At 72.6% G+C, this 21,702-nt stretch carries 18 protein-coding genes; 8 read left to right on the top strand and 10 right to left on the bottom strand.

Annotated features, from left to right (window positions below):
- Positions 1-182 precede the first annotated feature (182 nt).
- Positions 183-2,468 (top strand): PQQ-dependent sugar dehydrogenase, encoded by a 2,286-nt coding sequence (locus tag AB0J69_RS10665; protein WP_364115150.1) that lies wholly within the window; start codon positions 183-185, stop codon positions 2,466-2,468.
- A 15-nt stretch (positions 2,469-2,483) separates the two neighbouring features.
- Here the strand turns inward: AB0J69_RS10665 and AB0J69_RS10660 are convergent, their stop codons facing one another.
- The 10 genes from AB0J69_RS10660 to AB0J69_RS10615 all read right to left on the bottom strand — a co-directional run bounded on the left by AB0J69_RS10660 (position 2,484) and on the right by AB0J69_RS10615 (position 12,931).
- Positions 2,484-2,900 carry a hypothetical protein gene (locus tag AB0J69_RS10660; RefSeq protein ID WP_364115148.1) on the bottom strand — a complete coding sequence of 139 codons (417 nt, stop codon included), beginning with the start codon at positions 2,898-2,900 and terminating at the stop codon, positions 2,484-2,486.
- A gap of 47 nt (positions 2,901-2,947) precedes the next feature.
- Complete coding sequence (locus tag AB0J69_RS10655; RefSeq protein WP_364115146.1) at positions 2,948-3,373, bottom strand: hypothetical protein; 426 nt, start codon at positions 3,371-3,373, stop codon at positions 2,948-2,950.
- A gap of 48 nt (positions 3,374-3,421) precedes the next feature.
- Positions 3,422-4,435 carry a hypothetical protein gene (locus AB0J69_RS10650; RefSeq protein ID WP_364115144.1) on the bottom strand — a complete coding sequence of 338 codons (1,014 nt, stop codon included), beginning with the start codon at positions 4,433-4,435 and terminating at the stop codon, positions 3,422-3,424.
- 31 nt (positions 4,436-4,466) lie between these two features.
- Entirely contained in the window at positions 4,467-6,827 is a 2,361-nt protein-coding gene (gene cutA / locus AB0J69_RS10645; RefSeq protein WP_364115142.1) for an aerobic carbon-monoxide dehydrogenase large subunit, read from the bottom strand.
- On the bottom strand, positions 6,824-7,303 hold the full coding sequence (locus AB0J69_RS10640) for a (2Fe-2S)-binding protein (RefSeq protein ID WP_364115140.1): 480 nt from the start codon (positions 7,301-7,303) through the stop codon (positions 6,824-6,826). The genes cutA and AB0J69_RS10640 overlap by 4 nt, the downstream gene beginning before the upstream one ends.
- Entirely contained in the window at positions 7,293-8,135 is an 843-nt protein-coding gene (locus AB0J69_RS10635) for an FAD binding domain-containing protein (protein ID WP_364115138.1), read from the bottom strand. The genes AB0J69_RS10640 and AB0J69_RS10635 overlap by 11 nt, the downstream gene beginning before the upstream one ends.
- On the bottom strand, positions 8,132-9,544 hold the full coding sequence (locus AB0J69_RS10630; RefSeq protein WP_364115136.1) for a solute carrier family 23 protein: 1,413 nt from the start codon (positions 9,542-9,544) through the stop codon (positions 8,132-8,134). Before AB0J69_RS10630 ends, AB0J69_RS10635 begins: the two co-directional genes overlap by 4 nt.
- A 137-nt stretch (positions 9,545-9,681) precedes the next feature.
- Positions 9,682-11,007, bottom strand: a complete 1,326-nt coding sequence (locus AB0J69_RS10625) for a solute carrier family 23 protein (protein WP_364115134.1) — start codon at positions 11,005-11,007, stop codon at positions 9,682-9,684.
- A gap of 110 nt (positions 11,008-11,117) precedes the next feature.
- Positions 11,118-11,321 carry an RNA-binding S4 domain-containing protein gene (locus AB0J69_RS10620; RefSeq protein WP_364115132.1) on the bottom strand — a complete coding sequence of 68 codons (204 nt, stop codon included), beginning with the start codon at positions 11,319-11,321 and terminating at the stop codon, positions 11,118-11,120.
- An 11-nt stretch (positions 11,322-11,332) separates the two neighbouring features.
- A complete protein-coding gene (locus AB0J69_RS10615) occupies positions 11,333-12,931 on the bottom strand; it encodes a PucR family transcriptional regulator ligand-binding domain-containing protein (RefSeq protein WP_364115130.1) in 1,599 nt (532 codons plus the stop codon).
- Between the two features lie 130 nt (positions 12,932-13,061).
- Between AB0J69_RS10615 and AB0J69_RS10610 the strand changes: the two genes are divergently transcribed.
- The 7 genes from AB0J69_RS10610 (at position 13,062) to AB0J69_RS10580 (ending at position 21,660) form a co-directional block, all read left to right on the top strand.
- Positions 13,062-13,916 (top strand): DUF2877 domain-containing protein, encoded by an 855-nt coding sequence (locus AB0J69_RS10610; protein ID WP_364115128.1) that lies wholly within the window; start codon positions 13,062-13,064, stop codon positions 13,914-13,916.
- A complete protein-coding gene (locus AB0J69_RS10605; protein ID WP_364115126.1) occupies positions 13,913-15,262 on the top strand; it encodes an FdrA family protein in 1,350 nt (449 codons plus the stop codon). The genes AB0J69_RS10610 and AB0J69_RS10605 overlap by 4 nt, the downstream gene beginning before the upstream one ends.
- A complete protein-coding gene (locus AB0J69_RS10600) occupies positions 15,259-16,638 on the top strand; it encodes a DUF1116 domain-containing protein (protein WP_364115124.1) in 1,380 nt (459 codons plus the stop codon). Before AB0J69_RS10605 ends, AB0J69_RS10600 begins: the two co-directional genes overlap by 4 nt.
- A 255-nt stretch (positions 16,639-16,893) precedes the next feature.
- A complete protein-coding gene (locus AB0J69_RS10595) occupies positions 16,894-18,975 on the top strand; it encodes a protein kinase (protein ID WP_364115122.1) in 2,082 nt (693 codons plus the stop codon).
- 41 nt (positions 18,976-19,016) lie between these two features.
- Positions 19,017-19,589 carry a TetR/AcrR family transcriptional regulator gene (locus tag AB0J69_RS10590; protein WP_364115120.1) on the top strand — a complete coding sequence of 191 codons (573 nt, stop codon included), beginning with the start codon at positions 19,017-19,019 and terminating at the stop codon, positions 19,587-19,589.
- A 56-nt stretch (positions 19,590-19,645) separates the two neighbouring features.
- On the top strand, positions 19,646-20,845 hold the full coding sequence (locus AB0J69_RS10585) for a Cmx/CmrA family chloramphenicol efflux MFS transporter (RefSeq protein WP_364115118.1): 1,200 nt from the start codon (positions 19,646-19,648) through the stop codon (positions 20,843-20,845).
- Entirely contained in the window at positions 20,842-21,660 is an 819-nt protein-coding gene (locus AB0J69_RS10580; protein ID WP_364115116.1) for an MOSC N-terminal beta barrel domain-containing protein, read from the top strand. The genes AB0J69_RS10585 and AB0J69_RS10580 overlap by 4 nt, the downstream gene beginning before the upstream one ends.
- The last annotated feature ends 42 nt before the right edge of the window (positions 21,661-21,702 follow it).

Genomic DNA, 21,702 nt, shown 5'->3' with positions numbered 1-21,702 from the left:
GGAGCTCGGACAGCGGATGCGACTCCGCGACCTCGACCACCAGGGCGCCCTCGTCGATCAGGGTCGCGAGGTGGGCCAGCTGCTCCGGGTACGGCGCTCTTGACAGTCCCCCGCGCCGGGTTACGATCCGAAAGTCCCGAAAGCGCTTTCGCCCTCCGGGGCGCCCGCGAGAGGACCCCCCGATGCCCGCCTTTCGCATCCTCGCCGCCACCCTCCTGACGATCGCGCTGTGCGCGCCACCGGCCGCCGCCGCGGAGCCGGTCCCGATCGACGACCCCATCCCCGAGCAGCCCACCCCGTCGGCGCTCACGCTGACCCTGGAGGAGTTCGCCTCCTTCCCCAAGACCGAGACGATCCCGGAGCCGACCGACCCCCGGCTGGTGCGCTGGGCCCGGATCAACTACCTGGGCGAGCTGCCCGACGGCTCCCACCGCCGGTACGTCAACGACCTCAACGGCAAGCTCTACCTGCTCGGCAGGGACCGGCAGCCGAAGGAGTACCTGGACGTGGCCGCCGCGTTCGCGCCCGACTTCGTCTCCGGCCGGGGCCTGGGCAGCGGGTTCGGCTTCGCCGCCTTCCACCCCGAGTTCGGGTCGAACGGGCGGTTCTACACCGTCCACACGGAGTGGGGCGCCGCGCTCACCACGAAGACCCCCGACCTGCCGCCCCAGCCGGGCACCAGGTTCCACGGCGTGATCACCGAGTGGACGGCCGCCGACCCGAGCGCCGGCGTCTTCTCCGGCACCCGCAGGGAGGTGCTCAGGCTCGGCTTCTCCGGCCAGATCCACGGCATCCAGCAGATCGACTTCAATCCGGCGGCCCGCCCGGGCGACCCGGACTACGGCCTGCTCTACGTCGCGGCGGGCGACGGCGGCCGGGGCGCCTCCAGCGACGACCCGCAGAACCTGGCCATCCCGCAGGGCAAGATCCTCAGGATCGACCCCGTCAGCCCCACCGGCAGGTACGGCGTCCCCGCCTCGAACCCGTTCGCCGGGCAGGAGGGCAAGCTGGGCGAGATCTACGCCTACGGCATGCGCGACCCGCACCGCTTCAGCTGGGACCGCGGCCGGCTGCTCCTCGGCCACATCGGCGAGCACGCCATCGAGGCCGTCTACGACGTGGGCCCCGGGGACAACCTGGGCTGGAGCGAGCGCGAGGGCGCCTTCGTCTTCGACAAGGCCGACCGCTGCCACCTCTACCCGCTGCCGGACGACGACGCCCGGTACGGCTACACGTACCCGGTGGCCGCCTACGACCACGACCCGCCGCCCGGCCACCCCTGCAACGCCGACAGCGGTCACGCCGTCGTCGGCGGGTTCGTCTACCGGGGCGGGCGGCTGCCGCTCCTGTACGGGAAATACCTGTTCGGCGACATCGTGGACGGCCGGATCTTCTACACCGTCGCCGCCCACATGCGCGAGCAGGCCGGCCGGGCCACGATCTACCAGCCGCGCCTGGTGGACGCCGCCGGCAAGCCCGTGACCATGCCCGACCTGGCCGGCAGCGCCCGGGTGGACCTGCGGTTCGGCCAGGACGGCGCGGGCGAGCTGTACGTGCTGTCCAAGGCCGACGGCAGGATCTGGAAGGTCACCGGGGCCGCCTACGCACCCTCCGGGGTGCTGCCCTCGTTCCGCCCGAACCTGGTGGCCGCGTACGACTTCGAGCACCCGCTGCCCGGCGACCCCGCCCGCGAGCAGGACCAGGGCCTGTCCGGCACCGCGATCACCCTGGTCAACGGCGGCGCCGCGATGCGCGTCCCGGACGGCGCGTACCGGGGCAGCACGAACGCCCTGGAGACCCGGCAGGTCGATCCGGCCACGGCGGGAAACGACGACTGGAAGGCCGGCGTCTACACCGAGCCCGGCGTGCCCACCCTGCGCGCCTTCAACGCGGTCCGGGGCGCCACCGTCATGGGCTGGTTCAAGATGCTGGGCGCGGGCCCCGCGCCCAACTCCAACACCCCGGACCCCGCCGACCGCTTCAACGCGATCGGCCTGGCGGGGGTGCTCAGCGGCAACTCGCAGGGCCACGACGTGCGGGCGCTGCTGGAGCTCATCACGGTCGAGGGCGAGCTCCGGGTGGTGGCGCTGGCCAGGAGGGTGGACGGGTCCGCCTCCCAGACGTTCGCCGCGAACCGGCCGTGGCAGGAGATCCTGCCGCGCGACCGGTGGGTGTTCCTCGCCGCCACGTTCGACTTCGACACCGGGACGATGCGCCTCTACCGCGACGGCCGCCCGCTCGACGGCTTCCGCACGGTGGCCGGCGACCCGTGGGGGCTGGAAGGCGATCCGGAGCCCGACGTCACCTCGGCGACCGACCCCAGAGGCATCAAGATCGGCGGCAGTTACCCGCAGAACACCAGGGAGCAGAACCCGTGCGACTGCCGCATGGACGGCCTGATGTTCCTGGACCGGGTGGCCACCGCCGGCGAGATCAGGGCCCAGTACGAGCTCGTCCGCGGACGTTAGCCGGGTCTGCGGGCGTCAGCCGACGACCCGCATCTTCTTGGTCCGGTGGTCGGTGAGGTGCAGGTCGCCGCCCAGCCGCTCCTTGAGCAGATCGAGCACCTTGCGGCTGGACAGGACCGTCCAGAGGCTGCCGACCAGGTGCGGGTTGTACTCGGGGGCGGCGTCCATCCAGGCGTCCTTACCGGCCTGGCTCCGGAACGTCGTGACGAAGAACTCGCCGTCCGGGGTCTTGCAGTACCCGGTACGGAGCTCGGCGGCGTTGACCTGCATGCGTGGCGAGCAGCCGACCTTGGCGGAGAGCTGCTCGACGGTGAGGGGGGTGGGCCCGGCCTGTCCGCCTGCTGCGACGTGGTCGTGGCCGCTCCCGGAGGTGCAACCGGCGACCAGTCCGGCCAGCAGCGCGAAAGCGGCCAGACGTGGAATTGTCGTCATGTGCGGAGGTACGCAGCACCCCGGGCGGCGGTTCAGACCCAGACCGGCTACTTAGGTGTCGGCGTCTGCGAGACCCGGTGGTCGGTCAGGTGCAGGTCGCCGTTGAGCGGCCCCCTGATCGCCTCCAGCACCTTCAGCGGCCCCAGCACGGTCCAGCGCGGGCCCACGAGGTGCGGGTTGTACTCGGGCGCCCGGTCCATCCACTCGTCCTTGAGCTTCTCGGTCGCGAACGTGTTGACGAAGAACTCGCCGTCCTGGGTCTTGCAGTACGCCGTGCGCACCTCCTCGGCGTCGACCTGCATCTTCGGCTTGCAGCCGACCTTGGCGGAGAGCTGCTCGACGGTGAGGGGGGCGGCGTTGGCGGGCTGGGACTTGCCTGCTGCGACGTAGTCGCTCCAGCCGCTCCCGGAGGAGCAGCCGGCGACCAGTCCGGCCAGCAGCGCGAAAGCGGCCAGACGTGGAAATGTCGTCATGTGCGAGGGTACGCAGCCCCACCCGTCCCGGTTCACCGCGAGACCGGTTCACCTCAGGACGACGCAGCCCCGCGCCGCCAGCCGGCGCAGCACCTCGGGCTCGCCGTCCAGCTTGTTCCACCGCAGATCCAGCTTCTCCAGGCCGGGCAGGGTCTCGGCCAGGCTCTCCGGCAGCTCCCGCAGCCGGTTGTTGCGCAGGTCGAGCTGCCTGAGCCCGGCGGGCAACGTCTCGGGCAGCCGGCGCAGCCGGTTGTCGCGAAGGTCCAGGTGCCACAGCCCGGCGGGCAGTGTCTCCGGCAGCTCCCGCAGCCGGTTGCCCTGCAGGTGCAGCTCGCGCAGCCGGGTCAGGCCGCCGATCGTCCCCGGCAGCGCCTCCAGCCGGTTGTTGTAGAGCCGCAGCTCCACCAGCGCGGCCATGGATCCGATGGAGTCGGGCAGGCGGGCGATGCGGTTGTCGGTCAGGTTGAGGTAGGCCAGCCGGTCCAGCCGCCCGATCGACTCGGGCACCTCGGTGAACAGGTTGTCGCTGAGGTAGAGGTAGTCGGTGAGCGGCAGGTCGCCGAGCTCCGGCGGGATCTCGGTGAGCCGGTTGTGGCCCAGGTCGAGCATGCGCAGCCGGGTCAGCCCGCCGATGGCGGCGGGGATCTCGGTGAGCGCGTTCTGGGCCACGTTGAGCGATTCGAGCCCGGTCAGCTTCCACAGCGAGGCGGGCAGCGCGGTCAGCCCGTTCGCGCCCGCCGCGAGGTGCCGGAGCGTGCCGGGGAGGCGGTCGGGGAGCTCCGCGAGGCGGTTGCCGTACAGGTGGAGGGTCTCCAGGTTCGGCGGGCAGCCGGGGAAGGACGTCAGCACGTTGCCGTCGAGGTGCAGCGCGCGCAGCGCGGTGAGCCCGGACAGGTCGGGCAGCGCGCGCAGGCCGTTGCCGTCGAGCCGCAGCTCCTCCAGCGCGGCCAGCCCGGCCACCCGGCCGGGCACCTCGGCGATCGCGTTCCAGGCCAGGTCGATCAGCCGGACGTCGTCGGGGACGGCGGGGAAGGCGGTCAGGCCGGAGTCGGGCGCGCGCATGGCCCCCATGATCCCACGCGGCCGGTCGCGATCACCGCGTACGGGCGATCCGGAGGTCGAAGAGCTCGGACGGGGAGATGGGCATGCGGTCGATCTCGAAGCCCTCGGCGTCCTCGATGGCGGAGGCGATGACGGCGGAGACGGGGATCACGCCGGCCTCGCCCGCGCCCTTGATGCCGAGCGGGTTGAGCGGCGACGGGGTCTCCAGGTGGCCGGTCTCGACGTGGGGGATCTCGGTGGCGTACGGCATGAGGAAGTCCATGAAGGAGGCGTTCACGAGCTGGCCGTGCTGGTCGTAGACCATGCGCTCGTAGAGGGCGCCGCCGATGCCCTGGGCCACGCCGCCGTGGATCTGGCCCTCGACGATCATGGGGTTGATCAGCCGGCCGCAGTCGTGCACGACCGCGTACCTGACGACCTTGATCTCGGCGGTGTCCGGGTCGGTCTCGACGATCGCCGCGTGCATGCCCGCCGCGAACGTGGACCTGATCGGCGAGTAGTAGTCCCGCCCCTCCAGCCCGGGCTCCTCGCCCTCGGCGATGGGCGGCCGGTCAGGGGAGGCCGCACCGGAGAACTGGGTGGCCTTGGCCGTCTCCTCGTCGAAGGCGTAGCGCAGCGGGTTGGCCAGCACCGCCACCGTGGACAGCGGGATGGAGGCGGACGGCGAGCCGGCCACGTGCACCAGGCCGTCGGCGATGTCCAGGTCCGCCGGGTTCGCCTCCAGGGCCTCGGCGGCGATGCGCAGGGCCTTCTCGCGCACCTTGCGGCAGGCCAGGGCGATGGCGTTGCCGCTGACGACGGCCGCCCTGGAGGCGAACGTGCCCACCGCGTAGCCGAACCTGCGGGTGTCGCCGGTGACCACGCTGACGCGCTCGATGGGCACGCCCAGCTCGGTGGCCGCGATCTGCGCGAACGCGGTCTCGTGGCCCTGCCCCTGCGAGGTCAGGCCGGTCGAGACGTGCACCCGGCCGTCGGAGGTGATCTGCACGTGCCCGCCCTCGTACGGACCCACGCCGGTGCCCTCGACGTAGCACCCGATCCCGATGCCCCGCCCGGGGCGCCGCTCGAAGGAGTCCCAGCCGATGAGCTCCTTGATCATGCGGAGCATCTCCGGGTAGTCCCCGCTGTCGTAGATGAGCGGCCGCCCGTCCTGGAACGTCATGCCCTGGTCGTACGGGAACTCGTCGGGCCGGATGAAATTGACCTCCCGCACCTCCGTCCGGTCCTTGCCCAGGTAACGGGCGATCTTGTCCATCGTGCGCTCCATGCAGAACACGCCCTGCGGCCGCCCGGCCCCGCGATAGGGGGTGACCTGCACGGTGTTGGTGTAGACGGCGGTGAACTCGACCCGGTAGGAGCCGGGCTTGTACGGCCCCAGGAGCTGCGTGGAGGTGACGATCGGGACGATGATCCCGTAAGGGGTGTAGGCGCCGTGGTCGTGCAGGATCGTGACGTCCATCCCCAGCACGCGCCCGTCGTCGTCGAACCCCACCCGCACGTACTGCACCTGCCCCCGCTCGTGCGCGGAGGAGATGAAGTGCTCGCGGCGGTCCTCGGCCCACTTGATCTCGCGGCCGAGCGTCATGGCCGCCCACGGGACGAGGACCTCCTCGGGCCACGGGTGCACGATCTTCACCCCGAAGCCGCCGCCCACGTCGGGCGCGATCACCTCGACCTGCGGCAGCGGCAGCCCGAGAGCGGCGGCCACGGCCATGCGGACGCTCGTGGAGGTCTGGGTGCTGGAGTAGACGCGCAGGTCGCGGCCGTCCCAGCGGGCGTACACGCCCCGGCCCTCCAGCGGCATGCTGGCGCTGCGCTCGATGTCGAGCCGGAAGGCGAGCGTGTGCGGGGAGGCCTCGATCGCCTCCCTGGCGCCGCGCCCGTCGGCCGCGGGGACCTCCTGGACGAGGTGGGCGCCGATGTTGCCCGGCACGTCCTCGTGCACCAGCTGGGCCCCCTGGACGGCCTCCTCCAGGCCGACGACGGGCTTGAGCACCTCGTAGTCGACCTCGATGAGCGCGCAGGCGTCCTCGGCGGCGTACCGGTCGGCGGCCACGACCATGACCACCGGCTCGCCGACGTGCCTGACCACCTCCCTGGCCAGCGGGTAGGCGGTGCGGCCGTGCGTGAGTGCCGGGTGCGGGATGAGCAGCGGCAGCGCCCGGCCGACCCGCTCGGGCAGGTCCTCCCAGGTGTAGACGGCGACCAGGCCCTCCACGTCGAGCGCCGCCGCGACGTCGATGTCCCGGATGCGGGCATGGGCGTGCGGCGAGCGCACGAACGCCGCCGCGAGCGCGTCGCGGCCCAGGTCGTCGAGGTAGCGGCCCTGACCGGTGAGCAGCCGGGGGTCCTCCCGCCGTTGTACGGGCTCGCCGAACAGCCTCGTCGTCATGTCTCCTCCGCCAGCAGCTCGGCGGCCCGGTGGACGGCCTTGACGATGTTCTGGTAGCCGGTGCAGCGGCACAGGTTGCCGGAGATCCCCTCCAGGACGTCCTCCTCCGTGGGGGCCGGGTTGTCCCGCAGCAGGGCGGTCACCGTGCACAGGAAGCCCGGCGTGCAGAACCCGCACTGCAGCCCGTGGCACTCGGCGAACGCGCGCTGCACCGGCGACAGCAGGCCGGCCCCGGGGGCGAGCCCCTCCACGGTGGTGATCTCGGCGCCGTCCACGGTCACGGCGAACGTCAGGCAGGACCGGATCGGCTGCCCCTCGAGCAGCACCGTGCAGCAGCCGCAGACGCCGTGCTCGCAGCCCACGTGGGTGCCGGTCAGGCCGAGGTCGTGGCGCAGGCAGTCGGACAGCAGCCGCCGCGACGGCACGCGCACCCGCCTGGCCGTGCCGTTCACGACGAGCGTGATCTCATGCTCCACGGGCCGCCACCCCTTCCCGCGCCGCGTTCCGCAGCGCCCGCTCGGCCAGCACGCCCACCAGATGCCTGCGGTAGGCGGCTGAGGCGTGGATGTCGGCGTCCGGCTCGGTCGCCTCCCGCACGGCCTGCGCCGCCGTACCCCAGTCGGCCTCCCCCAGCTCCACGACGACGGGAACGGGCCCCACCCCGATGCACGCGAGCCTCGCCGGCCCGCCGGGCGTGACGACGGCGCAGACCCCGGCCAGCGCGTAGTCCCCGTGCCGGCGCGCGACCTCCTCGAACGCGACCCCGTCCCCTTCCCCCAATGCCGGGAAAAATGCTGACACGGCCAGCTCGCCCGGCCCGACCGCCGACTCCATGGGCCCGACGAAGAACTCGGCGGCCGGCACGTCCCGCGTGCGGACGCCGCCACCCGGTCCGGCGCCGTCCCAGCGCGCCACCCGCACGTGCCCGCCCAGCACCGCGAGCACGGCGGGCAGCTCGGCGGCCGGATCGGCGTGCACGAGGCTGCCCACCACGGTCCCCCGGTTGCGGATCACGGGATGGGCGACCAGCTTGAGCGCCCTGGTGAGCAGCGGGTGCGCCGCGGCCCGCTCGGCCTCGGAGTGCCGGACCAGCGCGCCGACCCGGACGCCCGCCGGCGTCACCTCGATCCCGGCCAGCTCGGGGATCCGGTTGATGTCGACGAGGTGCTCGGGCGCGGCCAGCCGCATGTTGAGCATCGGGATGAGGCTCTGCCCGCCGGCCAGCACCTTCCCGCGTACCTCGGCGAGCGTCCGCAGCGCCGCGCCGAGGTCGCGGGGAGCGTGGTACTCGAACGGCGGTGGCTTCACCCGGTCTGGCTCCTGACCTGTTCGGGGCTGCGCCCGGCGATGGCGCGCAGCAGGTGGTATCCGCCCAGCACCACGAGCGTGCCGAGCGCGATGCCCTCGAGGGCGAAGTCGCCGCCGATGAAGTGCTGCACAGGTCCGATGGCCAGGATGATGCCCGCGCCGATCGGAACCATGTTCACGGGATCGGCGAAGTTCACCCGGTTCTCGATCCAGATCTTCGCGCCCAGTAGCCCGATCATGCCGTAAAGGATCACCGTCACGCCGCCGAGCACGCCGCCCGGCGTGGCCGCTACCAGCGCTCCGAACTTCGGGCAGAGCCCGAACGCGATCGCGATGACGCCCGCGATGTAGTAGGCGGCCGTCGAGTAGACCTTGGTGGCCGCCATCACCCCGATGTTCTCGGCGTAGGTCGTCGTGGGCGACCCGCCGACGGCGCTGGTGACCACGGTGCCGACGCCGTCGGCGAGCACGGCCCGGCCCACGTACGGGTCCACGTCCGTCCCGGTCATCTCGCCCACGGCCTTCACGTGCCCGATGTTCTCCGCGATCAGCGCGATCACCGCGGGCAGCACCAGCAGCACGGCCGAGGTCCTGAAATCGGGCGCGTGGAAGCTGGGCAGCCCGAACCAGGGCGCGGAGGCCACCGATTCGAAGTTCACCCGGTCGTGCGGGAAGGCCGTCGCCACGCAGTACGTGCCCTCGACCGGGCAGCTCGCCCCTGCCGCGTCCCGCAGGTTGGCGCCCGGCAGCACGGACGTGATCTGCCCGGCCGTCCGGTCCAGCACCCACGACAGCAGGAACCCGGCGACGAGCCCGATCAGCACCCCGATCCGCCCGATGAACCCCTTGAACGCCACGATCACCACGAACGTGATCAGCATCGTGACGAGCGCCACCCAGTGGTCCTGCGGCCAGTAGACGTCCGCCACCACGAACGCCAGCCCGAACCCGATCAGCATCACGACCGCGCCGGTGACCACGGGCGGGAAGACGCGGTGGATGATGCCCACGCCGAGGAAGTGGATGGCGAGCCCGGCCAGGGCCAGCACGAATCCGGCGACCAGGATGGCGCCGGTCACGATGGCGTCCGCGCCGGCGGTGTCGCCGCCGGCGGCCGCCCTGATGGCGAACACGCCGCCCACGAAGGACGCGCTGGTGCCCAGGTAGCTGGGCACCTTCCCCTTCACGATCAGCAGGAACAGAATCGTCGCGACGCCCGACATCATGATGGCGACGTTCGGGTCCAGCCCCATCACCAGGGGGAACACGAACGTCGCCCCGAACATCGCGACCACGTGCTGCGCCCCGAACCCCACCATGCGGGGCCAGGTCAGCCTCTCGTCGGGCCTGACCACCTCACCGGGTGCCAGGTGCTTTCCGTCACCGTGTTTGGTCCATCCCATAACCATGCGAGCCCCTCTTGCACTGGGCGCTGTGCCGGCGACACGTTCCGTTGCGGGCACATTAGGCCCGATGGGACGCTCCTACACGGGCATGATCTGCCAAATCTGCCCCGCCGACCAGAGAGAAGCTCGCGCACACGGGGTCAGCTCACTTGTGCGGGCGACCGCCGGGTGACGCGCAGCAGGTGATAGCCGAGCAGCAGCACGATGGTGCCGAGCGCGATGCCGCTGAGCGCGAAGGTGCCGGTGATCGGGAACGCGACGGGCCCGATGGCGCAGATGATCCCCGCGCCGGTGGGGACGAGGTTGACCGGGTCGGACAGGTTCACCCGGTTCTCGATCCAGATCTTGGCGCCGAGCAGGCCGATCATGCCGTACAGGATGGTCGTCACCCCGCCCAGCACCCCGCCGGGCGTGGCCGCGATGAGCGCGCCGAACTTGGGGCAGAGCCCGAACAGGATCGCGATGGCCGCGGCGATGTAGTAGGCGGCGGTGGAGTAGACCTTGGTGGCCGCCATGACCCCGATGTTCTCGGCGTACGTGGTGGTGGCGGAGCCGCCCACGGACGTGGCGACCACGGTCCCGACCCCGTCGGCGAGCACGGCCCGGCCCATGTAGGCGTCGACGTCGGTCCCCGTCATCTCGCCCACGGCCTTCACGTGCCCCACGTTCTCGGCGATCAGCGCGATCACCACGGGCAGCACCAGCACGATCGCCGACACCTCGAACACGGGCCCGTGGAAGGAGGGCAGCCCCACCCAGTCGGCCTGCGCGACCGCGTCCAGGTTCACCCGGAAGTGCTCGGTCACCTTCCCGCTGTCGTCCGGCGCCAGGATCTTCCCCCCGACGAGGTCCCACACCCACGACAGCAGGAACCCGAACACCAGCCCCAGCAGCACCCCGATCCGCCCGAGGAACCCGCGGAACAGCCCGATGAACACGAACGTCGCCGCCATCGTCAGCAGCGCCACCCACGGATCCTTCGGCCAGTAGACGTCCGCCGCCACGTAGGCCATCCCGAACCCGATGAGCATCACCACCCCACCGGTCACGATGGGCGGGAACACCCGGTGGATGACGCCGACGCCCAGCCGGTGGATGGCGTACCCGCACAGGGCCAGCACGACCCCGACCACGAGCAGCGCCCCGGTGACGGTCGCGTCCCCTCCCCCGGCCGCCCTGATCGCCACCACGGCCCCGACGAAGGAGGCGCTCGACCCCACGTAGCTCGGGATCTTCCCCTTCACGATCAGCAGGAAGAGGATCGTCGCGACCCCGGACATCATCACGGCCAGGTTGGCGTCCAGCCCCATGACGAGCGGGAACACGAACGTGGCGCCGAACATCGCGATGACGTGCTGCGCCCCGATCCCCACCATCCTGGGCCAGCTCAGCCGCTCGTCCGGCTTGACCACCTCACCCGGCGTCAGGCGCTTTCCATCGCCGTGCACCTTCCACCCGAATGCCACGCCGTACCCTCTATCTCCCGCCTGACCAGCGGGTATGTCTCCTACCTGTGTCGGAGAGCACAATAGAGGGTGCCGATGGGTGCCGGCGCCGCCGGGCTCCGATCAACGGCCTACGCCACGTTGATCGAGAACCCCTCGCCGCTGACCACCTGCCCGGCCCGGATCTTGGCCCGCTTCCTCAGCTCCACCTCACCGTCCACCAGCACCATGCCCTCGGCGATGAGCTGCTTGGCCATGCCTCCCGTCTCCGTGATCCCGCAATATTTCAGCAGGTCACACAGCGGGATGAATTCAGAGCGCAGTTCGAAGTCCACGACCCCACACCTTAGATGCCCCGCATCCGCAGCACGTGCAGGGCCAGCGTCAGGTTGAGCCTCAGGTGGGGGTCGTCGGTGAAGTTGCCGAGCAGCCGCTCCAGCTTCCCGATCCGGTAGCGCAGCGTGTTGTAGTGGAAGTGCAGCCGCCGCGCCGTCTCCGCCACGTTCAGGTTGGTCTCCAGCAGCGCCTGCAGCGTGCGCCGCAGGTCGGCGTTCTCGGCGTCGTCGTCGGTGGCCAGCGGCCCGAGCGTCTCCCGTACGAACGCGTGCAGCTCCTCCGTGTCGTTGACCAGCGACAGCAGCCGGTAGACCCCGAGCTGGTCGAAGTGGGCCACCGCCCCCGGCCCGTGCAGCTGCCGCCCCACCCGCGCCGCCTTCAGAGCCTGCGAGTACGCCTCCGGCAGCGCCTCCGCCCCCGGGCTGGGCCGCGAGGTGCCGGTCGAGAACGTCGCGGGCGGCACGTCGGCGAAGGCCGAGGCGGCGTCCTTGGCCACCCGGGCGGCGTCGATCGAGGCGTCCACCACGGCCACCACCTCGTGGGAGAACCCCGCCACCGCCCCGCGCGGGTCGTGCCGCCTGATCGCCGCGGTCCAGCACGACACGAGCCGGTCCTGCGCGCTGCGCTCGTCGCCGTCCGGGTCGAGCTCGGCCACCAGCACCGTCACGGCACGCGCCAGGTCCCATCCGAACGCCCTGGCCCGGGCGGTGATCCGCTCCGCCGTGCCGGCCCGGCCGGTGAGCACGTCGCGCAGGAAGTCGGCGCGGTATTTGCTCTCGACGGCGTTGACCGCCTCCTGCCGGGTGACGACGAGCGCGGCCACGGTGGCGGCGCGCTCCAGGATGCCGACGTCGCTGTCCCTGATCGCCCCCGGCGGGCTGTAGGCCACGATCCGGCCGTGGTGGTGTCCGCCTGCCAGCACGGGAACCGAGGCGAACGACCGGGCCCGGCCGGCGGGCGAGGTGGGCGGACCCTCGCGGGAGATGGACTCGCGCAGGACCGTCACGTGGTCGTCGGGACCGGCGGTGGCCAGCACGCGGCCCGAGCCGTCCACGGCCGCCACCGACACGTCGAGGAGCTGCGCCACCTCGGCGGCGACCTCGTTGAGCCCGCCCCCGGCCAGCACCACCTGCACCAGCGCCCGGTGCGCCTCCTCGGCACGGGCGAGCACGGCGGCCTGGCGGTTGAGGATGTCCGTCAGCACCTGGTTGAGGATGTCGTCGAAGCCGACGTCGTTCGGCAGCAGGATGAGCGGGAAGCCGAGCCGGTCGGCCTGCTCGACCATTTCGTCGGGCAGCTCGTCCACGTAGCGGCCGAGCTTGATCGCCAGCGCGGCCAGCCCGCGCTCGTCCAGGTCGGCCACCAGCCGCCCGAGCGACTGCGGCGTGTTGCGCAGCGGGTATCCGGTGGTGAGCAGCAGCTCGTGCGGCTTGACCCAGGCCAGGATGTCGGGCACTTCCATGACGTTGAGCCGCTGGACGATGCGGCCGAGCCCGCTCTCACCCGCGATCAGCCTGGCCTCCGCGAGGGTGGACACGCCCAGCACCTCTCCGACGGACACGCCGTGGATGATCGTGCCGGTGCTGGCAAGACGGACGGGGGGCTCCATGTGGGAATTGTGACCCCGGAAGCCGTCTGTCAGGAAGAGCCAACCTTCCCGCTGACTGTTGGCAAATTTACCCGTACGGAGGGTTCACCGGCCGTTCTACGGTCAGGTCCAAGGTCGGTTGGGAGGTCCGGTGACGGTCAGTACTCATGCACGGCGCTCTCGCACCCACGTGACGGGCGCGGCCAGCACGGCGGTGCGGCCCGTGCTGGAGTCCCAGCGGCGCCCCGCGCGCGTGCTCGCCGCGTTCGCCGAGGGGGTGTACCTGGAGGTCAGGACCGAGCTGGAGCCTTCGGTGATCGCCGTCATCACGGGCGAGGCCACCCGGCTGCCCAACTCGGTGCTGCTGGCGACCCCGCTGCCGAACGTCACGGTGGGTGACGACGCCTCGGTGGGCGACCGCGTGATCGACCTGGGCCCGCTGAGCCTGAGCGTGCGCCGCTGGTGGGATCCCTCCCCGCCGCTGGGCCGGCTGGACCCGGCCCTCCTGGCCCGGGCGGCGGCCCACCTGGGCGAGCCGCCGGGCGCCGGGCTGGCCGGCAACGGCGCCGTGGACATGCTCGCGAGCAGCTGCGCGAAGGGCTGGCTGCTGGGCGCGGTGACGGCGGCGGAGCAGCTCGTGGGGCTGGGGCCGGGGCTGACGCCCAGCGGCGACGACGTGCTGGCGGGGCTGCTCGTGGCGCTGCGGCACCTGGGCACGGCGGCGGGGGTGGACCGCGCGGTCTGGCTGGCGGACTGGCTGGCGGCGACCGTCACGTTCGACGCCCGCACGCGTACGACGCCCATCTCGGCCACCCTCCTGCACTGCGCGGCCAGGGGCGAGGCCAGCCCGGAGGTGATCGCGGTGCTGCGCGGCGTGGCCGGCCGCCAGGCGCTCGACCCGGCGCTGCGCCGCCTGCACCGCCTCGGTCACACCTCGGGCGCGGACCTGGCCCAGGGCATCGCCATCGGCGTGCGCGCGGTGCACGCCCTGAGCGGGTCGCGATGAGCGGCCTCCCGCAGGCGGTGCTGGTACGGAGGGGGGCCTACCACGACTCCGTCACCCTCATGCGGGTCAGCCGCGCCCTGTCGGAGCTGCCCGGCGTGGAGGCGGCCATGGTCGCCATGGCGACGGAGCTCAACGTCTCGATCCTGCGGGACCTGGGCTTCGGCGTCCCGGAGGCCGACCCGGGCGACCTGCTGATCGCCGTACGCGCCCACGACACCGACGCGGCCGTCGCGGAGGCCGACCGCCGGCTCACCGAGTCGCACCGGACGCAGGCCGCGCCCGAGGACCAGCCGCCGCTGACCACCCGCTCGGCGGCCGCCCGGACCCACGCGGACCTGGTCCTGGTCTCGACGCCCGGCGAGTACGCCTTCTTCGAGGCCCTGGACGCCATCGAGGCCGGCCTGCCGGTCATGATCTTCAGCGACGGCGTCACCGTGGAGCACGAGCGCCGGCTCAAGGAGCTGGCGGAGGCCAAGGACGTCCTGGTCATGGGCCCCGACTGCGGCACCGCCGTGATCGGCGGCACCGGCCTCGGCTTCGCGAACGTCCTGACCCCCGGCCCGGTCGGCGTCGTGGCCGCCTCGGGCACCGGCGCGCAGCAGGTGACGTGCCTGCTCGACTGGGCCGGCACCGGCGTGAGCCACGTGCTGGGCGTCGGCGGCCGGGACCTGTCGGCCGAGGTGGGCGGCCTGTCCACGCGGCGGGCCCTGCGCATGCTGGACGACGACCCGGCCACCGAGCTGATCGTGCTCGTCTCCAAGCCGCCGTCCCCCGAGGTGGCGCGGGCCCTGGAGGCGGAGCCGTTGCGCACGCCGGTGGTGCGCGCCCTGCTGGCGGAGGGGGCTCCGGACCTCACGGAGGCGACCGAGCGCGCGCTGCGCGCCCTCGGCAGGCCCGTGCCCGAGTGGCCCGCCTGGCCGGCCTGGCGCGGCACCCGCCCGGCGGGCAAGCGGATCAGGGGCCTGTACGCGGGCGGCACGCTCAGCGCGGAGGCCGCCCTGGTGGCCGGGCAGGGCGACTTCGTGGACTACGGCGACGACGCCTACACCAGGGGAAGGGCACACCCGATGATCGACCCCACCCTGCGCGTGGAGGCCCTGGCCGGCGCGCGGGAGACGGACGTGGTGCTCATGGACGTCGTCCTGGGCCACGGCGCCGACCCCGACCCGGCCGCCTCGCTGGCCCACCCGGTCGCCCGCACCCCGGCCACCGTCGTGATCGCGCTGATCGGCACCGAGGGCGACCCGCAGGACCTGCACCGCCAGGCCGCCGCCTTCCGCGAGGCGGGCGCGGCCGTGTTCACCTCCAACGCCCAGGCCGCCCGCCACGCCAGGAGCCTGCTGTGACCACCCTGATCGACGCCCCGCCGCGGGTGATCACCGTCGGCGCCGGGCTGCTGGACGAGGCGCTGCGGGCGCAGGCGGTGCCGACGACCCCGGTGTCCTGGCGGCCGCCGCTGCCGGGCACCGCCGAGGCCCTGGCCAGGGTGCTGGCCGACCCGCGCCGGCAGGAGGCCAACGAGCTGGCCGTGGGCCGGCTGACCTCCGCCCGCCCGTACCTGGTGGGCGTGCGCCGGGCGTCGGAGGTCCTCGACGAGGGGACGTTCCTGCACGCTGGCCCGCCCATCTCGTGGGAGCGCGCGTCCGGCCCCATGCGCGGCGCGCTGATCGGCGCGATGTTGCTGGAGGAGCGGGCGGCCGACGAGCGCGACGCCGCGGACCGGCTCGCGGCGGGCGCCGTCGCGCTGCGGCCCTGCCACGAGCACGCCACCGTGGGCCCGATGGCGGGCGTGGTGAGCCCGTCCATGTGGTTGTTCGAGGTACGGGACGACGAGCACGGCGGCACCGCCTACTGCTCGCTGAACGAGGGCCTGGGCAAGGTCCTGCGCTACGGCGCGTACGGCCCCGAGGTCCTCGACCGGCTGCGCTGGATGGACCGGGTGCTCGGCCCGGCCCTGGCGGGGGCGCTGGAGCGCACGGGCCCGATCGACCTGCGCTCGCTGATGGCGCAGGCCCTGCAGATGGGCGACGAGCTGCACAACCGCAACCGCGCGGCCACCTCGCTGCTGCTGCGCGAGCTGGCCCCGGCCGTGGTCGAGGCGGCCCCCGGCGACGCGGCCGCGGTGCTGCGCTTCATCAACGGCAACGACCACTTCTTCCTCAACGCCGGCATGGCCGCGGCCAAGGTCAGCACGGACGCGGCCCGCGACGTCCCCGGCTCCTCCCTGGTCGTGGCCATGGCCAGGAACGGCACCGACTTCGGCGTCCAGGTGTCGGGGCTGGGCGGGCGCTGGTTCACCGGCCCCGCCGGGGTGCCCGACGGGCTCTACCTCGGCACGTACGGCCCCGCCGACGCCAACCCGGACATCGGCGACTCCACGATCACCGAGACGTCCGGGCTGGGCGGGTTCGCGATGGCGGCGTCACCGGCCATCGTGCGCTTCGTGGGCGGCGAGGTGGCCGACGCGGTGCGGGCCACGCGCTCCATGTACGAGATCACGCTCGCCGAGCACCCCGCCTACCAGATCCCCGGGCTCGGCTTCCGCGGCACTCCGGTCGGCATCGACGTCACGCTCGTGGCCAGAACGGGCCTGCTGCCCGTGGTCAACACCGGCATCGCAGGGCGCGTCCCAGGAACGGGACAAGTCGGTGCGGGCCTGGTCAAACCGCCTGTCGAGGCGTTCACCACCGCATTGCTCGCCTTGGCCGATTCGAGTAAATGATCCATTTGAATAGTGGCATATCCCCACGTCATTGCCGATGTAAGGCAACATCAGCTTCCCTTGGGCATTCCCCGCCGATATCGTAACGATCCTCACAATCTGCAAGTAGCGTGAAGACGCACGTGACGGATGAGGCGAGATGGGGGCGGGAACATGGCAGCCGACCGCTTGCTCAGCGGGCCCGGCTCGGAGGGAGGAGCCGCAGGGGGCGCTCCGCAGGGCCAGGGCCGCCTGATCGGCAGGCGATACCGACTGATGTCGCCTGTCGGCAGGGGCGGCATGGGCATGGTGTGGCACGCTCACGACGTGCTGCTCGACCGCGACGTGGCGGTCAAGGAGCTGATCCTTCCGTACGGGCTGGACCACGCCGGCAAACAGGTGGCGCACCGGCGCATGTTGCGCGAGGCCAGGTCGGCCGCGCGGCTGACGCACCCCGGCATCGTGACCGTGCACGACGTGGTCGAGGAGGACGGCCGGCCCTGGATCGTGATGGAGCTGGTCCGGGCGTGGTCCCTGGAGCAGGCCGTCCGCCAGAGCGGGCCCCTCCCGGTGATCCAGGCCGCCGAGATCGGCATCCGCGTGCTCGACGCGGTCCGGCACGCCCACGCCGCGGGGATCCTGCACCGCGACATCAAGCCGGGCAACGTGCTGCTGACCTCCGACCGGGTGGTGCTGACCGACTTCGGGATAGCGGCCATCGAGGGCGACGTCACGATCACGCAGACCGGGCTGCTCATGGGGTCGCCCGCGTACATCCCGCCGGAGCGCCTGTCCGGGCAGCCGATCACCCAGGCGGCCGACCTGTGGTCGTTCGGCGCCACCCTGTACGCCGCGGTCGAGGGCCGCCCGCCCTACGAGGGGCCGGACCCGGTCGCGGTGCTCGGCGCGGTGCTCACCCAGGACCCGATCAGGCCGCAGCGGGCCGGCTCGCTGATGCCGGTGATCGAGGGCCTGCTGCGCAAGAACCCGGCCGAGCGGCTGACCTCGGTCCAGGTCATCGACATGCTGGAGACGGTGCTGCGCGCGCACGGCGCGCCCAGGCCGCGCACGCCGGAGACGCTGCCCAGCCAGGCCGACCCCACTCCCGCCGGGCTGCTGCCGCCGCTGGAGACCCCGTCGGGGCCGATGCCGTCGCGGATCGTCGAGACGCCCTCCGGCCCGGTGCGGGTGCCGTACGACCCCCTGAACAGCCCGTCGGGCGGCTATTCGATGCCCTACGACGGGCTGACGAGCCCGTCCGGCAGCCACCGCACCGACCAGCTGCCGCCGCTGCCCCGCGCGTACGACTCCATGGCCGGCGCGTACGACTCCCTGGCCAGCCCGTCGGGCCCGCAACCCCGCGGGTACGACTCCCTGGCCGGCCAGTCGGGCCCGCAATCCCGGGAGTACGACTCCCTGGCCGGCCCGTCAGGCCCCCAGCAGCCCTTCGGCGCGCCTCCCGGCCCCAGGGGCGGGCGCGACGTCGACGACGACCTCGACCTCGCGTCGGGCCCGCACCCCCAGCCGATCCTGCCGCTCACCTCGGACAGCCGCACCTCCTCCGGCGCCACCCCGTGGCCGCTGGCCTCGGCCGACGACCTGCGCGAGCAGTCCCGCGACCTGTCGCGGGACATCGGTCGCAACCGCCTGGCCACCCTGCCCAGCGCCGGCCCGCGCACGGGCAAGAGCCGGCGCCGGCCGGAGGACGACGACGGCCCCTGGATGCGCGACGGGCGGCCCACGCCGCTGACGATCATCAGCGCGCTGCTGACGGTGGCCGTCGTGGTGGGCGCCGTGATGATCATCATGACCGGCGGGTCTCCCGAGGTCGCGCCCACCGCCACGACGGCGGCCAGCGAGGGGGCCAGTGAGGGTGCCGGCGAGGAAGCCACGGCCGGCCGGGAGGACACCAAGCCGTCCGCCGCGCCCGACGGCTACAAGGAGCACACCGGCTCCGGGTTCGTCGCCGCCGTGCCCGAGGACTGGAAGTTCGCGACCTCCGGCGGGGTGGCCACGTTCAGCGGGCCGAAGGACTCCGGCATGCGGATCCTGGTGGAGCGGGCGACCCCGCAGGCCGACGGCGGGCTGTCGGAGCTGGGCCGCCTCGAGGCCGACGGCGGTCTGGAGAGCTACATCCAGGTGCAGCTGCAGGCAGTGGACTACCGGAGCTGGCAGGCCGCCGACTGGGAGTACACCTACACCACCCCCAACGGCGTCCCGATGCACGCCCTGGCGAGGTACGTCTCCATCGGCGACACCGCGGCCTTCAAGATCACGTTCGACCTGCCCGAGCTCAAGTGGGACGACCAGGCGGACACCCGCAAGGTGTTCCTGGACACGTTCCGGCAGACCACCTGACGTATTGCACTAATCATTCCAAAACGTGTAGCGTGCCCGTCATGGCGCGACCGAGGATGTTCGAGGAGGACCGGGCGGTCGAGGCGGCCATGCGCGCGTTCTGGACCGCGGGCTACGAGGCCACCTCGACACAGGACCTGTGCGCCGCCACCGGGCTCGGCCGCAGCAGCATCTACAACACCTTCGCGAGCAAGCACGACCTGTTCGAGAAGTCGCTGCGGCACTACATGGACGAGCGCAACGCCACGCTCGCCCGGCTGATGGACGGCGAGCTGCCGATCAAGGAGAAGATCCGGACGGTGCTGTGGTGGGCGGTCGAGCCCGACCCCGGCGACCCGAAGGGCTGCCTGGTGGTCAACACGCTGGTCGAGCTGGGCCCGCGCGACCCCGGCATCGCCGAGCTGCTGCGGCGCGACACCGCGAAGCGGGTCGAGACCGTACGAGCCGCGATCGAGGCCGCCCGCACCCGCGGCGAGATCGGGGCGGACCGCGACCCGCTCGCCCTGGCCAACTTCGTCTCGGCCACGGTCAGCGGCCTGCGCGTGGCGGCCCGCGGCGGGGCCGGCCGGGCCACGCTCGAGTCGATCGCGAATGTCGCGCTGGGCGCGTTCTGACTTTTTCGCGCCCGCATTTTGAACTGATCAATCTAAAATTGTTGAGGAGAGACGCCATGCCGTTGGCGGTCTACATACTGGGACTTTCGATCTTCGCTCAGGGCACCTCCGAGCTCATGCTGGCCGGGCTGCTGCCCGAGATGGCCGCCGACCTGGGTGTCTCCGTACCGGACGCGGGGCTGCTGATCTCGGCGTTCGCGATCGGGATGCTGGTGGGCGCGCCGGTGCTGGCCGTGGCCACGTTGCGCCTGCCACGCCGGACGGTGCTGCTGGCGTTCACCGCGATCTTCGTCCTGTCGCACGTCGCGGGCGCGCTCACGTCCAGCTACGGCGTGCTGTTCGCGACCCGGGTCGTGGGCGCCTTCGTCTACGCCGGCTTCTGGGCCGTGGCGGCCGGCACCGCGATCGGCCTGGTGCCCGCCAACGCCCGGGCCAGGGCGATGAGCGTGCTGGCCGGCGGGCTCACCGTGGCCACGATCATCGGCCTGTCCGCCGGCACGGTGATCGGGCAGCACCTCGGCTGGCGGGCCGCGTTCTGGGCGGTGGCCGCGCTGTCCGCCCTGGCCGGCCTCGGCGTGCTCGCCACCATCCCCGGCGGCCGCCCGGACACCGGGTCCGCGCCGAGCCTGGCCGCCGAGCTGCGCGCGATGGCCCGGCCCCGGCTCTGGCTCGCCTACGGCACCACCTCCCTGACCACGGGCGCCCTGCTGGCCTCCTTCAGCTACCTGAGCGCCCTGCTGGTCGACACCACCGGCCTGGACTCGGCCTGGGTGCCCGCCGTCCTCGCCCTGTACGGCGTGGGCTCGCTGATCGGCATCACCCTCGGGGGCAGGATCGCCGACGCGCGCCCGTTCCCCCTCCTGTACGCCGGCGTCACCGGCCTCGTCCTGACCTCGGCGGCCCTGGCCATGTCGGCGACCGTCGCGGTGCTCGCCATCCCGCTGATCTTCCTGCTCGGCGCGTTCGGATTCGGCACCAACCCCGCGCTGAACGCCCGCCCGTTCGCCCTCGCCAAGGGCGCCCCCACGCTGGCCGCCGCGGTGAACGTCTCCGCCTTCAACGCCGGCATCACCACGGGCCCCTGGCTGGGCGGCCTGGCCATCGCCGCCGGGCTCGGCTACGCGTCCGTGGCCTGGATCGGCGCCGCCATCGGCGTGGCCGCCCTGGCCTCGGTGGCGCTCGCCGCCGCCCTGCACCGCACGGATTCCGCCATCAGGGAACCGGCCGGAACGGGTGAGATACGGTCGGCCGTATGAAGCTGGCGAGCATCTCCTTCTACCCCGTCAAGTCCACCGCGGGACATGAGGTCGCCGAGGCCGAAGTGCGACCGTGGGGGCTGGCCGGCGACCGGCGCTACCTCGTCACCGACGAGGGCGGCGACGTCCTCACCGCCCGCGCGGAGCCGCGCCTGCTGGCCTGCGTCGCCCGGCTCGACGGCGGCACGCTCACCTTGACCGGCCCGCACGCCGACCCGTTGCCGGTCGTGCCCGGCTCCTCGATGTCCGCCGTGACCATCGGGAGCAGCGCCCCCGTGGACGTCACCGACTGCGGCGACGCCGCGGCGGCGTGGCTGACCGGGCTGGTGGGGCGGCCGGTCAGGCTCAAGTGGCTCGACGACCCGGCCCGCCGCCCGGTCGATCCCGCGTACGGGCGGCCGGCCGACCGGGTGAGCCTGGCCGACGGCTACCCGCTGCTGCTCACCACGACCGCCTCGCTCGCCCGGCTCGACGACTGGATCGCCGAGACCGCGCTCGAACGCGGCGAGGAGCGGCCCGAGCCGCTGCCCATGCGCAGGTTCCGGCCCAACGTGGTGATCGACGGGGTGGCGGAGCCGTTCGCCGAGGACGAGTGGAAGCGCCTGCGCATCGGCGAGGTGGAATTCCGCGTCGCCAAAGGTTGCGACCGCTGCGTGCTGACCACGGTCGATCCGGAGACATACACCAAGGGCAAGGAGCCGATCAGGACGCTGGCCCGCCATCGCAGGCGCGACGGCAAGGTGTGGTTCGGCGTCAACCTGATCCCCGACGCGACCGGCCGCATCGCGCAGGGCGATCCCGTCATCGTGCTCTGAAAATGATGCTGATAAGGCAACTTGCCCGGTAAAGAACGCTCA

Origin of the sequence: Nonomuraea sp. NPDC049709 (assembly GCF_040674815.1) — a bacterium.
GTDB lineage: Bacteria > Actinomycetota > Actinomycetes > Streptosporangiales > Streptosporangiaceae > Nonomuraea.
This window is presented reverse-complemented; position numbering and strand designations above follow the sequence as displayed.